Raw genomic sequence first — 14,797 nt, forward strand, 5'->3', positions numbered from 1 at the left:
ATGGGCCTGTTGGACGGAAAGATCGCGCTCGTCACCGGGGCGGGGACAGGCATCGGTCGCGAAGCCGCGATCCTTCTTGCCGAGGAAGGCGCCACCATCGTTCTCACAGGCCGCCGGATGGCGCCGCTGCGGGAGGTCGCCGGCCTGATCGAGAAGCGGGGCGGCAAGGCCTTTATCCGGCCTCTGAACATCGAATCGCGGCAGGAAATCTTCGAAAGCGTGAAGTGGATCAGGGACGGCATCGGCCCGGTCGATATCCTGGTCAACAATGCCGGCAGCGCGAGCAAGGTGCTGAACGCGCGGTTCCTCGGCGAAGAAGAGTGGAACTCCACGGTCAACGTCAATCTGACCGCCGTCTTCAACCTTACCCAGGCGGTCCTGCCCGACATGATCGCCAATGGCGGCGGCACGGTGATCACCGTCTCTTCGCTTGCCGCTCTCAATCCGAACCTTCTGGGCGGGGCGGCCTATGGCGCTGCGAAGGCGGGCGTGAAGAATTTCATGACCTTCGTTCACAACACCTATCGAAACCAGGGCATCCGGGCGACGACGATCCTTCCCGGCGAAACCAATACGCCGATTATGGATAACCGCGCACGGCCGCCGCTTGAAAGCGAGCGGGCAGTCATGCTCGATCCGCATGACGTGGCGAGGGCGATCGCGCTCTGCGCAAGCCTGCAGAAGGGCGCCGTCATCCCGGAGCTTCACATCTGCCCGACTTTCATGCGCGACACATCGGCCGATATCGAGACCGCGCGCTGGGTCGGCGCGCCGGCCGATACGTCCGACATGCCGCGATCAAGAAAATAGGAGGACAACCATGAACGGCGCAAAGCTGCGTGCCCGGCTGCAGGCCGGCGAAGCCATCTCGATGTTTACGCCCCATCACTCCTCTTCGGGCCTGGCCGCCCGGCTGGTGGAGCTGGGTGCGGATTCGGTCTTCGTCGACTGCGAGCATGGCACCTGGAGCTTCGAGGATGTCAGGATGACTTCCCAGATCGTCCGCTCGGTCGGCGGCGCTGCAATCGTCCGCCCGCATTCGCACGAACGTCCCGTCATCATCCGCTATTTGAATGCCGGCGCCGATGGGATCATGGTGCCGATGGTGGAGACTTCAGAACAGGCGCGCGCGATTGTCGATGCCGTCCGTTATGCCCTGCCATCCGATTACGAAAAGCGGCTGGTGATCGCCATGGTCGAGACGCAGGATGCGATCGCCAATCTGGACGAGATGCTTCGTGTCGATGGCATCGACGTGTTCTTCATCGGTCCCGGCGATCTCTCCCAGGATATGGGTTATCCGCCGGCTCCGCCGTTCGGCGAGCCGCGCCCGGCAGCTGTGACGGACGAGGTCGCCCGCGCCGTCGGCAAGATCCGTACTGCGGGCAAGATTGCCGGTACGCTCGTGACCGCCGAGGAACTGCCGCATTGGCGGAAAAAGGGCGTGCAGTTCTTCTATATTCACTCGGACCCGTTCCTGCGTCGCGGCCTCGCCGGCGTCAGGCAGGCGCTTGCCTCGTAGCGCAGGCGCATGGGCGCACCGTCGATATGGCGGCGTATCATGACGTCTGGCGAAGCGCCGCGATGACGCGATCGGCCATGAAGGCGCAGCGGGCGCCATCGAAGGGGAACAGCGCCGAGAATGCGCCGGAGAGCCGCTTTTCGATCGACTGACGCATCATCTTCCGCGCCCGGTGCAGCCGCGTCTTGGCGGTTTCGGGTCTTATGCCGAGGTGAGATGCGGTCTCGTCGGTGCTCATGCCCTCGACATCCCGCAGCACGAAGATGGCGCGAAAGTCATCCGGCAGTTCGTCGACCGCCTGTTCGAGCAGATGCCGCGCCTGGCTTCGCGACAGCTCGGTTTCCGGATCTGTCGCGGATAGCGAGGACGGGAACTGCACGACCTGGCCGTTTGCCGACGTCGCCTGCATGTCGATCTCCTCCAGCCCGGTGGTGTTCTTTCGGGCGCGCACCCGGCCCAGCGCCTCGTTGAGCGCAATCCGGGTCAGCCATGTCGAAAGCTCGGCTTCACCGCGGAATGCCGCCAGATTGGAGAAGGCCTTGATATAGGCGGCTTGGACGACATCTTCCGCCTCCGCATCGTTGCGGATGACGGCGCGCGCGGTGCGGAACAGGCGCTGATTGTGACGCTGGATGATGGTGCGGATGGCGGGCTCGTCGCCGATTTTTGCCAGCGGCACGAGATCGGCGTCGGCAAGCGCCGATGGAAGCGGTCGATGTCGTGTGACCGGAACCGGAATGGCTGTCATGGAAACCTCCGCTACGCCCTCTTTCCAGGAGCCCGGCCTATGGCCGGACCTGCAGTGTGCCCGTCATGGCGGGATGAAAGCGGCAATAGAAATCGACCGCTCCCGCTCGGCCGATCGGCATGCGGCCCTCCGATTTCGGCGGCAGATCGATGTCGAAGCTTTTGTCGCGTGCCGTCGCCGTATGCCGGAATATATCATCGTTTCGCCAGACGATCACATCGCCGACGTGCAGCTCGGCTGGCGGCGCGCTGAATTTCATGCCCGCAATGGTCAGCTGATATTCCGCCGCAACGGCAAACCCGCTGCCTGTCCAGAGCAGCACAAACAGCGGCAGCAGCGATTTCATCGGCAAGCGCATCGCAAGTCTACTTCATCATCGAGGCAAGATGCTCGGCATGCATCTGGTGCTGCTTGAACAGGGTCAGGCCGGTTTCCAGGAGCGACTTGAGCGCTTTATTCTGAGCCGACGGGATCAGCACCGTGGAAAGCGCTGAGTTGACCGACTTGTGATAGGCGACTTCGTTTTCGACATAGGCCTTGTCGAAAGCCGCACCGTCGAGAGCGCCGAGCGTCGTCAGTTCCTTGCTTGCCTCAGTCGACAGTGACTGGCTGATCTTGTTGTCCTCGGGCGTCACCTTCAGCTTCTTGACGAGGGCGAGCGCCTGATCGTTGACGGCCTTGTGATCGCGTTCCATCGTCTTGGCGAATTCGATGACTTCGGCATTCTTGCTTTTCTTCAATGCCTGTTCAGCGGCGGTGACGTCGATCTGCCCCGCGGTATAGGCGATATGGGCGATCTGAGGGTCGGTCGGCTTGGCATCGGCGGCGATCGAAACCGTGCCGAGCGAGGCCGCTATCAGGGCTGCACCGAAAATCTGTTTCAACATGATCTGTCTCCCTTGTGTCGTATGACGGAATGCCTTCCGCAGCGCCGGCGCGTCTTTGGAAGCAGGCATTGGATGCAGATCCGTCGAAAAGGTTCCCCGAAATTTTTACACAGGGCGGCAGCCTCTCATCGGCGTCGGCCGCCGATGCTTCAGTCTTTACCGAGGAAGCGCTGAAGCACGATCGCGTGATTGTGCTCAAGGTCTTTCGCTGCGTAGAGAAGTGTCGCGTTCGATTTCCCGATATGGCGTTCGATCTCCTCGACGACCGAGGTGTTCTCTTTGAGTTCTTCCCGGTAGCGGCGCTGGAACTCTGTCCATTTGGCGGGATCTTGCCCGAACCAGCGGCGCAGCGCCGGGCTCGGCGCCACCTCCTTCAGCCAGAGATCGACTGCCGCATCCTGCTTGCTCAGTCCGCGCGGCCAGAGCCTGTCGACGAGAATGCGGATGCCGTCCTTATCGTGCTTTGGTTCATAGATTCGCTTGATGTGCACCGTCATTTGCTCAGCCGCATTGGTTTCAGAACCAGTTTTCGACCGAAGCGATGAGCAGGGACCTGGTTCCACCTTAAGACATATGGTTGCCAATTAGTCACAGTTGGCTGCCTCTGAGCTGTCACAATTGATTTTTCGCGTGTAACTGGTATTGCTCGCCCATCTACCGCTGATATTTTCCGATTCTCCCAATATTGCCAAAAGGATAAGTGATGCGAAAGCTGGCGCCGTTCGTCCTGGTTGCAGTTCTCAGTGCCTGCGCTCGGCCAGCCGACGGCCCGACGGCCGGTGGCTTCTACAACGCCACGGCACCTGGAACCAACGAGCGGATTCCTGTCGTCCGGCTTTCGGAAGCGCCGATGGGCTCGGTTTCGGCCGTCCCGCTTGCCTATGCCGCCTCCGATCCCGGCCTCACCGTCATGCGCTCAAGCGGATTTGCCGATACGAAACTCAGGCGCGGCGACGTCATCGAGGTGACGATCCTCGATCCCGGCGAGGATGGGCTTTTCTCCTCGACTGAGAGCAAGACCCTCAATCTCGGCCGCTTCACCGTCGATTCGACAGGCAATGTGACGCTTCCCTTCGTCGGCAAACAGCGCGTGGTGGATTCCTCGACCGAGGCGCTGCAGACACGCATCGTCACCGGCCTGAAGGGTTCGGCCGTCAATCCGCAGGCTGTCGTCACCGTGGTCGACAGGCCCTCCAGCGGCGTCACCGTCAATGGCGACGTGCGCTCCGCCGGCCGTTTCCCGCTGACCGCACGCAAGGAGCGCGTGCTTGACGCGGTGGCGCTTGCCGGCGGCGCTGCCTCCGATCCGGGCTCGGCGAACGTCACGTTGATCCGCGGCAAGCAGCGCACCACCGTGCCGCTGCAGCGCGTCATCGACGACAGCAAGCAGAACGTCTACCTGCTGCCGGATGATCAGATCTATGTCGACAAAGACGCCCCGACCTTCACCGCCTTCGGCGCCTTCAAGAGCGTCGGCGAGTTCGAATTCGAGCCGGGCAGACTGACGCTCGCCCAGGCGCTCGGCCGGGCGGGCGGCCTGCTCGACGACCGGGCCGATGCGAGCAATTTCTATGTGCTGCGCAATCAGCCGGTCTATACGCAGGTGGCGGCGGCGAACGCCAAGACTGCCGCGCCGGTCGTGGTCAGCAGCAAGCCGGTGATCTACCGCGTCAATATGAAGGACGTTTCCAATCTGGCGCTGATGCAGCGTTTCCAGATGATGGATGGCGATATCATCTACGCCAGCAATGCCAGCCTGGTCGATTTCGCCAAGCTCTTCAATGTCTACCAGAAGAGCGTACCGACGGCCGCTGCACCAATCCCCGGTTCGAGCGGAAATTAAACCTCTACAAGACGTTTCGCGGGGCCGCCGAGCAGATGCAAGGCGGCCTTCGCATTTTGGGGGCGCTCCTGAGGATCCCGTTCGGACAGGCGGACGGCCAGCGTTTCCAGCCCTTCGTCACGTTCCTTGCAATGACGCAGCAGCAGGGACAGCAGTCGCCCGGCTGAGTAGAGATCGGATCGCCCGTCGAGCGGTTCGCCGGCCGTCTGTTCGGGAGAGGCGAAATCCGGCCGGCCGGCAAAGGCGAGATCGAATTGGTCATGACGGCGTCCTGCCTCCAGCGCCACGCCGAAATCGGCGATCTTCAAACGGGAGAAATCGTCCTCGGCGGATAGAAGGTTGAGCGGCGACAGGTCGCAATGCACGAAACCGGCGGCATGGATCGCTTCCAGGCCGGAAAACATTGTCGTCATGACCGATGTCACCTCGCGAAGGGATAGCGGCCTCTGCTGCAAAAGCTCCGTGAGCCGGCTTCCGATCCATTCCATGACAAGGGCAGGGCGTCCGTCGGCAAGACGCAGGACGGTCTGCGTCGCGGCAATATGGGGATGGCGGAGCGCCATGCCGATTTCAGCCTCACGCAGCATGAGTTTCCTGAGGATGGGATCGGCCGCATGCTCGGGCCGCGGCATCTTGATGGCGTGAACCGTTCCGAGATCGCGGTGGCGGGCGCGATGGATCTGAGTGAGCGCGCCCTCATGGACCAGCGCTTCGAGCGCGAAGCTGTTGGCGACGATCCCGCCATCGGCATCGCCAAGGCGGGCCTCGCCCCGGTCGAGCGCATCCCGGACCCGGTCTACCAGGATTTTCCTGGTCTCGGCTGGGCTCTGATTCAACGCCTGCCGGAGATGGGAGAAGCGTCGCGCGATCTCCTCATAATCCGCATCCTGAAGATCATGGCTCATCGGTTTTCACGTCGATCACGATGGCGCTGAGATTGTCGCGGCAATTGGCGATCAACCCCTCCTGGACGAGAATATCGGCCGCCTTCTCGATTTTTGCGGAAAGCAGGATTTCGGCGATGCTGCGCTCGGGGACGGCGCCTGGCAGCGGCGCGCTGCAGAGCAGGAGCCGGTCGCCGGCCTGCAATCCGCCGGAGAGGACTTCGGGAATAAGATGCCCGCGCAGGCCGATGGCGCGCGACAGTGTGCGCTTCAGGCCGATCTCCACATGGTCCCGGGTGAGGCAGCGCATCATGCCGTCCCGCAGCAGATAGCAGCGGGCATCGCCGACCCAGAGCAAGGCGCAGCTCGCCTGAAGCGTGGCCAGCACGACGATGCTGGCGGCCGACGGCTCGCGATTCTCGGAAAGATAGGCCGATTGAAGCAGGCCATGGGCACGGCCGAGCTTGCCTTTAACCTCCTGTACCAGGGCCTCGATCGTCTCGTGCCCGGCAGCTTCGGCCAAGATATGAACGGCGATCTTGCCGGCATCTGCGGCAGCGTTGCCGTCACCGACGCCATCGGCGACGGCGAAGAGCGAGGGCGTTTCCGAAACGAGCAGCGCGTCGGCATTGACGGTAAGCCGCGTGCCGGCATGCGTGGCATGGCTGTGCTGAAGCACCAGAGGATGATGCGGTTCGACGATGACGGGACGCGGGGTTGTTTCGGGTTGCGGGGCTGCCGAAGCGGCGGGGGAGTTGTCGTGCAGCAGCTTCGGAAAATGCTCCGGCTCCGGGGCGCCGCTGACACCAAACCCCTTTGCCCGCCGCTCCTCAGGGTCGATCCGCCACCAGATCGAGCCTCGGGTGGACGCCCTGTCCTGCAGTATCTCGTTTTCGGCGAGGTCGGCCGGACGCAAGGTCCGCAGCCGCTTCAGGTTTGCGGTGAAATGATTGATGTCGAAGTCACGCTTGGCCGAGCTTTCGGCGATTGCCTCGGCCGCCGTAAACCACGTGTCGTCGAGATAGAGCTGGCGCGGATGCTCGGTAAAGTCATGAAGCTGGGCGGCGATGACGAGCGGAAAGCTACGCCCGACGCGATCGAGGCTTGGCAGCAGAACGCCTGCAATGGTTGCCGGCCCCCAAAGGCCGCGTTCGACGATGAAACGCCATGCCGGCATGGTGCGAAACCGGCGTTCCCAATCCTCGCCGAGTTCCTGCCGCACCGCTTGCAGCCCGGCTTGTAGCCAGGCGTCGAGCGCGGATTGCAGGTTGTGGCCCAAGCCCATCGAAACGAAATCGCCATGGCTCGGCAGCTTGCCGAAGAAGCCGATCCTGTCGGCTTCAGCAGGATTTCGCTCGAGGGTGGCGCGCTCGTTCATCTCAGGCCGATCAGAATTGCACCGGGCATGAGAATGCGCCGAGCGCCTCCAGCCGGAATGGATTGAGCACCGAACCGAACTGCACGTCGAACTCCGCCGCTCGGCCATCCTGCTGAAATTTTGCCCGGAAGAGATCGTCGCCCTGCACTGTGACATTGGCATCGTCGAAAAGGCGGAAGGGCGACCAGTCGCCATTCTCCGTCAGGGCCTGCTGCCATCCGCCCGGCTGGAAGGCGATGCGCGAAGCGTTGCTCGCTTCTGTCGACGGCCAGGTGATTGATTTCGACTGGATCGGGCCGTGGAAATAGACGACGCGTTCGCCTTCGATCTCAAGCATCACGGCGCTGGCGGCATCGGTCAGCGAGACCGGCTTGATGTTGATCGTGATCGACGGATCCTTGCTGCCGGCCGGGAAGAAGGCGCGGTTGATCTTGTCGGCATTCTCGAACTGGGCGATCGCCGCGCTCGGAATGCTCGCCGCGCCGAACGTGCCCTTCCAGCCCCATGGCGAGGCGCTGGTATCGACGAAGGCTTCGAGCTTCTCCTTGAAGAAGGTCTTGAACAGCCCTTCGGGGCCGAACAGCCTGATGAAATCGCTCATCGCCACGTCGCGAGGGGATTTTCGGTCGAAGGGATAACGGCCGGCGACGACGTTCGAGCAGAAGCCGGCGCCTTCCGCGGCCCAGGCGCCGCTGATGCGCGAACGGGCGGATTTGACCGCCAGCGACCCGACATCCGCGGCCAGCCCCGCCATCCAGGTGTCGACCGGTGCGGGTAGCTTGCGGGCCTGCTGCAGCAGGTCCTGATTGGCGTCGGTCAGCTGGCTGTCGACGTCGAAGACTTTCGCGACTTCCGCGGTAGAGGTCGTCGCCCGCGAAAGCTGCTCCTGCACCCTCTGCAGGATCGGCTCGAGCTCCCCGATCTCCGATCGCGGCGCCTCCTTCGATTGGTCGGCAAGCGGCGACTGACCAGCCGGCGACGTCAGCGCGTCGCGCAGGCGGCCGAACGGATCGGGCGCATTCGCCGCACTGGCAAGCGCCGTGGTGGAATCCGGTAGGCTGTCGCCGGCGGCCGAGGCGATTTCGGCGCCGGGTCCGCGCAGATCGGTGGCGGCGGCGATCGATTTCGCGATCGTCTCGACTGGTCCCGGTTTGCCCGCCAGGATGCGGGTGGTTTCCGCCGCATCGCCGATCGTCTGCGAGGGTTTGACCTTGATATCGGCGAGCAGCGTCGACCAGCGCTGCTCGAAATTGTCGAAGTAGAGCTGAAGTGTGGCCTGGGCGACGGTGTCGACCGTGACGCCGGCGGGATTGGGATCGCCGCGCACCCATTGCTCGTCGAGCGCCTCGCGCGCGGCGTCGCTGATCTCGGGCAGAACGACGGTGCGGTAGCCGGTCGCGGAGAAAAGGCCGGGGATGCTTTCGCTGAGCGGCGCCTTGGAGCTGCGCTCGAATGCCTGTTCGCCGAGCGGACCCAGCGCGCCGGCCGGGCTCCAGCCGGGAAGGGCGCGGGAGTGGCGGTATTCGGCCAGGACGTCATAGGCGCGGCTGGCGATGTTCTGCGAACGGATGATCGCGCGGGCCTTGGCGATCAGTGCCTTGTCGAGCTCGATCGGCGGCAGCGCGCCGCGCGCCATGGCTTCGGCATGGGCGATCAGCGCCTTGCGGGCCGCGGCCCTGCCTTCGTCGGGATAGAGCCTGGTGAACATGTCCTCCGCCTCCAGCGAGGCAAAGTCGGCATTCACCGGGCCGAGACCGCCGAGCATGCCGTAGAGTTTCAGCGCGTCGAAGGTTCTGTTGATGTCGGTGGTTTCGGTCATCTCCTTCTGGAGCCGCACCAGCATGCGCGGCAGAAGCAGCGTGTTCAGCGCCCGCTGATAGGCCTCGCGCTGGCGGCTCGCGACCTTGCCTTCCTGGTCGAGGCCGAGGCTCACCGGCCAGACGCGGGTCCTGGAGAAATCGGTGGTGACGGCGGCGAGATTGTCGAGCGCCGGCAGGATGCGCAGGAAATCCGCATCCGAGACGTCGCGCACCGGCACGCCGCGCACCAGCTGCTCATAGGCGTCGATGCGTCTGTCCGCCCCGGCGAGCGCCGTGGTGTTCTGGAAGTAGGTCGCCGTCCAACTCGTCAGCACCACGGCCAGCAGCAGCACCGCGCTTGCGTAAGCGGCGCGGCGGAAGAACAACTGCCGGCCGGACAGCCGCTTGTCTCGGGCAACCAGCGAGGCCTCGCCGAAGATCACCTCCTTGAAGAGGCGCGAAAGGAAATAGCTGCGCCGCATGCGGGGGGCGGCAGCCGTCTCGTCTCTTTGTGTGCCGGAGGCGAAATAGATGCCGCGCAACAGCGGCGCTTCCACCAGTTTCGAACCGGAGCAAAGCTCGGTCATCACCTCATGCAGGCGCTCTTTCAAAGAGACGAGCTCGGCCGGGAAGCGGAAGATGCGGCCGCGCAGTTCCGGATTGGGCTCCTGCTGCAGGCGCTCGATCAGCATGGCGTCGACGCGCTGCTGCAGCAGGGTAAATTCCTCCGTGAAGCGTTCCGGCAGATTTGATGCCTTGTAGCTTTCGTCGAGCCCGAAGGTCGTGCCCCAGACCTGCTCGCGGTCGCTTTTGTTGAAACCGTCGAAGAACTCGACGAAGCCGGTCAGGAGATCGGCCTTGGTCAGGAGCAGATAGACCGGCACGCGCGCATGCAGGAGCTGGTCGAGTTCGGACAGCCGCTGGCGGATCGCCCTGATCTCCTCGCGCTGGGCTTCGGCATCGCGTGTCAAGAGATCGCCGATCGACAGCGTCACCAGCGCGCCGTTGATCGGCTGCGAACGGCGGTATTTCCTGAGCAGGCCGAGAAAGCCTTCCCAGCCGGCCCTGGCGGTGCCGTTCAGATCGTCCTGCGTCGTGTAGCGGCCGGCGGTATCGATGAGGATCGCCTCGTCTGTGAACCACCAATTGCAGTTGCGCGTGCCGCCGATCCCCTGCACCGAATTGCTGCCGAGCGCATCGCCGAGCGGGAATTTCAGGCCGGAGTTGGTGAGCGCCGTCGTCTTGCCGGAGCCCGGCGCGCCGAAGATGACGTACCAGGGCAGCTCGTAAATATAGCCGAAGCGCCTTTTGGTGATGCGGCGCAGGAGCTGCAGCGCTTCTTTGAGCCGGCCATGAATTTCGCCGACCTCGGCCTGCTGGCTCGCCGCCGCTTCGGCTTCGGCGTCCCGCTCGATCCCATCGACGAGCTGCTTGTCGCGGCGGCGGTCGCGGATCACGGTGAAGAGGAGATAGGCGAGCCAGGCAGCGAGGACGATGCCGATCAGCGTCAGCCGCGCCGACGCGCTCGCCAGCGGCTTGAAATCGCCATAGGCGGCAAGATAGCCGTAGAACCAGATGACGACGCAGATCGCCGCCACCCATATGATCGAAATGAAGCGGCGGCCGAGGAGGCCGGCATAGGCCTCCACATAGGAGCGCAGCGTATAGAAATAACTTAAAGGGTTCATCGCGAAGCGCCTCCTGCGGCGGGCGACAGTTCAGGGGCAGCCTCGATCGGCGGTGTCTTGAGACCAGCATCGCTCAGTTGCTCGCTCGGATCGGTCAGCACAAGGATCTCGGTGCGGCGGTTCATCTCCCGGCCCTCCTGCGTGTCGTTGCCGGCGATCGGATCGCTGTCGGCGCGTCCCTCGGTCAGGATTGCACCCGGCCCGGTGAAGGACGCCAGGATGTCGCCGACCGCCTTGGCGCGGGCTTCCGACAGATGCCAGTTGGAGGGGAACTGGATCGTGCGGATCGGCACATTGTCCGTATAGCCTACGACGACGGCGCGGAATTTCTCCGCGGCCAGCGCGCCGCCGATGCGCTGCAGGAGATCGTGGAACTTCTCGCTGACCTCGGCGCTGCCGGTCGCAAACAGACCTGAGTTGCTGATGCGCACCAGGAGCCGGCCGTTCGAATCCGAGAGCGTGACCAGCTTCTTCTCGACCTCCGGCTGAAGGAAGGCCAGCAGATTGTCGAGCCGGCTCGGCGGCTTCACCTGTGGCGGCGGAGGTGGCGGCGGCGTTTGCGCGACGACAACAGGCGGCGGTTCGCGCGGCGGCTCGGGAATCTTGACCAGCACGCTCGGTGTCTCGCGCGGAGGCAGATTGGCAAGACGCTCGAAAGTGCCGTCGGAGGCGCGGTTCAGCGAGAGCGTGAAGAACAGGTAGCCGAACGTCAGGATCAGCGCCAGAACGGAAAGAAGCGTCCAGAGGGCGGCAGCGGTGCGCAGCGGCTGGTGTCGGGCGGAAACCCCTTTCCAATGCGGGGAAAGCTCGCGCTCGAAGACGCCATATTGGCCGAGCAGCGTCTTATAGAGACTGTCGCGGATGCGTGCGAGCTCCAGCCCGCCGCGCGCGGAAACGCGGGTGCGGCCCTCGAAGGCGAGCGACAGGCAGAGATAGATGAGCAGCAGCAGGTCCTTGTTGGCGCCGGGGCTCTGGTGGAAATGGTCGAGCAGGTCGAACACGCGTTCGCCGCCGGTCACGTCCATATGGAAGGTGGAGACAAGCCCCGAGCGGGCCCAGCCGGCGCGCACGCCCCAGGCTTTGCTCAGCACGACATCGTCGACCGTTGCGCAGACGACGTAATGGGCGGCGCGCGCCCGTTCGGGACTGATACGGGCGCTCGCGAGATCCCGCTCGTAGCGACCGACGGCTGCGATCGCTACCGCCCTGAGTTCATCGATATCAGGTTGCTCTTCCGTATAGCGCAGGCCATGGGCAAGGTTGAGCAGCGGTGCCGCCGAGCGCACCAGGGTCGGCACGTCTTCGGCGCCGAAGCGGAAGTCCCGGACGAGTGTTTCGACCGATGCTCCGCCCGTCGCAGACGCTCCCGCCGGTCTCGTTCCTTTCTCGCCTTCGGGAAAATCGAGAACGTCGTCCAGCATCTCCGCCATCTTGCGGGCGGATTGTTTTTTCTTCGCGCCGTCCTCGGTAAGTTCGACGACGGTCGGCAGGTTCTGCCAGGAGGTGGGGTCGGTCTTCATTCTCTAAGGGCCCACAGTTCGATTTCGAGCCCGGGGAAATCGCCGGCGAGATGCACGGCGATGGCGCCGGAGGTATCGAGTTGTTTCCAGAGCGGATTCTTGGTGTCGAGTTCGAAATAGATGGTGCCGGAGCGATAGGGCAGCTGGCGCGGCAGCACCGGCAGCGGCCGGACGGGAATGCCCGGCAGCGCCACGTTGACGAGGTCGGCAATGCGCTCGACCGGGCCGACCTTGATCTGCGCCGGCAGCTTGCGGCGCACGTCCTCGGCCGGCATCTCGGCCCGCACCGCCAGCACGAAGCCGGCATCCCGGAGCAGCGTGCGGTCATTGATCGTGCCGATCCTGACACCATGCCGGCGTTCGGCGAGCTCGATCGCCACGGCCGCCTGTTCGAGCACGGAGGAAAGCGAGGCGCGCAGATCGTCGAAAACCGCAGCAAATGTCGCCTTCAGGTCGTCATGCCGATAGGGCGGGAAGTCGCTGGCGCGCTTGCGCTCGGTGGTGAAGGTGGCGAGTTCGCCGGCAAGCTGGATGCAGTTCTCGTAAAAGACGATTGGGTGGGTCCGCGTCGCATTGGCCGAAATATGTTTCAGCATCGGATCGGCGCGGTTGAGGATCTGCAGCAGCAGGTAGTCGCCGACCTCCGCCGTGCCGCGAATGGTGGGATCGCCGATCCGTTCGGCGATTGCCTCGGCACGATGGCGCACGATGCCGAGAAGCTCGGTGATCAGCTCGTTCAGCCGGCCGGCGGCCGTGCAGTTGAGGCTCGGCAGGATATAATCCGGGTCGAGGATCACGGCCCTGTCGGAACGCACCTCGATGATCCTGGCAAGCCCGATCAGCTCGTAGCCGGCAAGCTCGTCGCCGGTCCGGAGGTAACGCAGGCTGAGGCGGCCGACATCGATCGGCGCCATGAAGTCGGTCTCGACATTGGCGTCGGGCGCCTCATAGGGCGAAGCCACGAGACGGACACTGTTGCGCGCGGCGCCGCCGTTCAATGCCACATCGGCCTTGCCCGGTTGGCGAGCGGGAAGGGCGAGGTAGACGATTGCGTTTTTGGTGTTCTCGTCGAGATCGAGCGGCGGCGGCAGGTCCGTATCGATCGGGGCTTCGAACGGCGTGCCGTCGGGCAGGACGCCGCGCAGGTTCGAGAGCGCGAACTGGCCGATTGCCAGCGCGCCGCGGTCGATGCCGATTTCCGCTATGCCCCAGGGATAGGGCGACAGGCCCTGCGTGGCAGTGCGAACGAGCCGCTCGGTCCAGCGGTCCGCCTGCTGAAAATGCTGTACACGAAGGAACATGCCTTCGCTCCAGGCCACCCGGTTCTCATTCCTCATGATGCGCGTCTTTTCCTTCCTGCCTGTCTTGCGGGCGAAGCCTTGCGTCTCTGCCGTTCACTGCATCCGTCATCGCGTCACGGAAAACATCCTGAAACGACCGGTCTTTGCCGTCCTTTTCGAATTGCGCCCGGTAGGCCCGCCAATAGCTCTGCTCCCTGCGCCCGGGCAGTCCCCAGGGGCTCGTCTCCACCTGTGCCTCTACGCTGCGAGGCTCCAGTCGGCCTGCCGCTTGAACGACGGCATCGAGCGCGGAACCGAGCTTCAGCTGTTGCCCGAGCAGAATTTCGATGCGGGCAAGGAGCGCTTCCTCCCTGCTGCCGGCCAGGAAATCCGCCTGCCTGGCAGCGGACGGCACTTTCATCTCGAAAACGGCGTAGCTATTTTCGACAGCCTCTTCGAGCCGGTTGAGCAAAGGCTCCAGGCGCTCCGCGAAGGCTTCGGGCCGGCCGATCGCAAGCGCTGGAAAATCCTCGGTTTCGCCCTGCGGATCGTTGTCGGTGACGATTTCGACCACCGGCGTAGCCCGGCGCTGGGCGATCGGGACGGCGACATGGGTGGCGGAACCATGCTCCAGGTGGCTGCCGTAATCGGTCTCCTCCGAATTCCAGTCCTCCGGCAGAAGCTGGGTAACCGAGCGGATCTCCGGAGGGCCGCTCCAGCCGATCTCGACATTGCGGGATGAGGCCGCACCTTTCTTCCCGCTCTTTTCCGGAAAAGCCCAGTCGTCGCTCCTACGCTCGCCGAGAATGCCGCTTGCGGTCCGGCCGCCCGGAGCGATATCGGCCAGGATCGCGGAAATGGTCAGCGGTTCGTCGCTCAGCACCAGACCGGCATCGGGATCCTCGATCTCACGGTCGCTTTCCCCGGATATGTGGACGGAAAAGGCAAGTCCGCCCATCTCCAGCCGCGACCTGTCGGAAAGCCTGGCGATCTGGCCTTCATGGACGGAGACGCCGTCGACCCGCGAGCCGTTGGCGCTCTGGTCGCGCAGCAGGAAACCCTCGCGGTCGCGCTCGATGATGCAATGCAGCTTGGAGATGGAGCGCCGATCCTCCGGCAGCTGCCAGTCGCAATCGGGCGCCCGGCCGAGCGTGCGCCGGCCGCGTTCGAAAAACCATTTCGAGCGGCCGGCCGGCGCTGCCACATTGCTGGTGATCTCTCTCAGTTCGAGCCGCATCCTTGCCTCCC

General features: G+C 64.1%; 13 protein-coding genes. 3 read left to right on the forward strand and 10 right to left on the reverse strand.

Going from position 1 to position 14,797, the window contains the following annotated elements:
• Together BBJ66_RS31085 and BBJ66_RS31090 are read left to right on the forward strand one after the other, a co-directional pair.
• Entirely contained in the window at positions 1–810 is an 810-nt protein-coding gene (locus BBJ66_RS31085; RefSeq protein WP_071092975.1) for an SDR family oxidoreductase, read from the forward strand.
• A gap of 10 nt (positions 811–820) precedes the next feature.
• Positions 821–1,522: an HpcH/HpaI aldolase family protein gene (locus BBJ66_RS31090; RefSeq protein ID WP_071092977.1), complete on the forward strand. Its 702-nt coding sequence runs from the start codon at positions 821–823 to the stop codon at positions 1,520–1,522.
• 37 nt (positions 1,523–1,559) lie between these two features.
• On the opposite strand, the gene BBJ66_RS31095 is transcribed toward BBJ66_RS31090, so the two are convergent.
• The 4 genes from BBJ66_RS31095 to BBJ66_RS31110 all read right to left on the reverse strand — a co-directional run bounded on the left by BBJ66_RS31095 (position 1,560) and on the right by BBJ66_RS31110 (position 3,654).
• On the reverse strand, positions 1,560–2,270 hold the full coding sequence (locus BBJ66_RS31095) for an RNA polymerase sigma factor (RefSeq protein ID WP_071092979.1): 711 nt from the start codon (positions 2,268–2,270) through the stop codon (positions 1,560–1,562).
• 37 nt (positions 2,271–2,307) lie between these two features.
• A complete protein-coding gene (locus BBJ66_RS31100; protein ID WP_071092981.1) occupies positions 2,308–2,628 on the reverse strand; it encodes a cupredoxin domain-containing protein in 321 nt (106 codons plus the stop codon).
• A gap of 7 nt (positions 2,629–2,635) precedes the next feature.
• A complete protein-coding gene (locus BBJ66_RS31105) occupies positions 2,636–3,157 on the reverse strand; it encodes a DUF4142 domain-containing protein (RefSeq protein WP_071092984.1) in 522 nt (173 codons plus the stop codon).
• A gap of 149 nt (positions 3,158–3,306) precedes the next feature.
• Positions 3,307–3,654 carry a DUF488 domain-containing protein gene (locus BBJ66_RS31110; RefSeq protein ID WP_071092986.1) on the reverse strand — a complete coding sequence of 116 codons (348 nt, stop codon included), beginning with the start codon at positions 3,652–3,654 and terminating at the stop codon, positions 3,307–3,309.
• A gap of 206 nt (positions 3,655–3,860) precedes the next feature.
• On the opposite strand from BBJ66_RS31110, the gene BBJ66_RS31115 reads away from it, so the two are divergent.
• Positions 3,861–5,000, forward strand: coding sequence for a polysaccharide biosynthesis/export family protein (locus tag BBJ66_RS31115; RefSeq protein ID WP_071092989.1), 1,140 nt, complete (start codon positions 3,861–3,863; stop codon positions 4,998–5,000).
• On the opposite strand, the gene BBJ66_RS31120 is transcribed toward BBJ66_RS31115, so the two are convergent.
• Genes BBJ66_RS31120 through BBJ66_RS31145 form a run of 6 tightly spaced genes read right to left on the reverse strand, consistent with a single transcriptional unit; the run spans position 4,997 to position 14,786 of the window.
• Positions 4,997–5,905, reverse strand: coding sequence for a serine/threonine-protein kinase (locus tag BBJ66_RS31120; RefSeq protein ID WP_049732075.1), 909 nt, complete (start codon positions 5,903–5,905; stop codon positions 4,997–4,999). The two genes, BBJ66_RS31115 and BBJ66_RS31120, sit on opposite strands and share 4 nt — an antisense overlap.
• The gene (gene tagF / locus BBJ66_RS31125; protein ID WP_071092991.1) at positions 5,895–7,262 is read right to left on the reverse strand and encodes a type VI secretion system-associated protein TagF; all 1,368 of its coding nucleotides are present in this window, start codon (positions 7,260–7,262) and stop codon (positions 5,895–5,897) included. The genes BBJ66_RS31120 and tagF overlap by 11 nt, the downstream gene beginning before the upstream one ends.
• Positions 7,263–7,272: 10 nt before the next feature.
• Complete coding sequence (tssM, locus tag BBJ66_RS31130; RefSeq protein ID WP_071092992.1) at positions 7,273–10,749, reverse strand: type VI secretion system membrane subunit TssM; 3,477 nt, start codon at positions 10,747–10,749, stop codon at positions 7,273–7,275.
• The gene (gene tssL / locus BBJ66_RS31135) at positions 10,746–12,269 is read right to left on the reverse strand and encodes a type VI secretion system protein TssL, long form (protein WP_071092994.1); all 1,524 of its coding nucleotides are present in this window, start codon (positions 12,267–12,269) and stop codon (positions 10,746–10,748) included. The genes tssM and tssL overlap by 4 nt, the downstream gene beginning before the upstream one ends.
• Positions 12,266–13,606 (reverse strand): type VI secretion system baseplate subunit TssK, encoded by a 1,341-nt coding sequence (gene tssK / locus BBJ66_RS31140; protein WP_071092996.1) that lies wholly within the window; start codon positions 13,604–13,606, stop codon positions 12,266–12,268. The genes tssL and tssK overlap by 4 nt, the downstream gene beginning before the upstream one ends.
• Complete coding sequence (locus BBJ66_RS31145) at positions 13,596–14,786, reverse strand: type VI secretion system-associated FHA domain protein (protein WP_071092998.1); 1,191 nt, start codon at positions 14,784–14,786, stop codon at positions 13,596–13,598. The genes tssK and BBJ66_RS31145 overlap by 11 nt, the downstream gene beginning before the upstream one ends.
• Positions 14,787–14,797: the final 11 nt, after the last annotated feature.

The sequence above is a fragment of the Rhizobium sp. RSm-3 genome (genome assembly GCF_001854685.1).
Classification (GTDB): Bacteria; Pseudomonadota; Alphaproteobacteria; order Rhizobiales; family Rhizobiaceae; genus Rhizobium; species Rhizobium ecuadorense.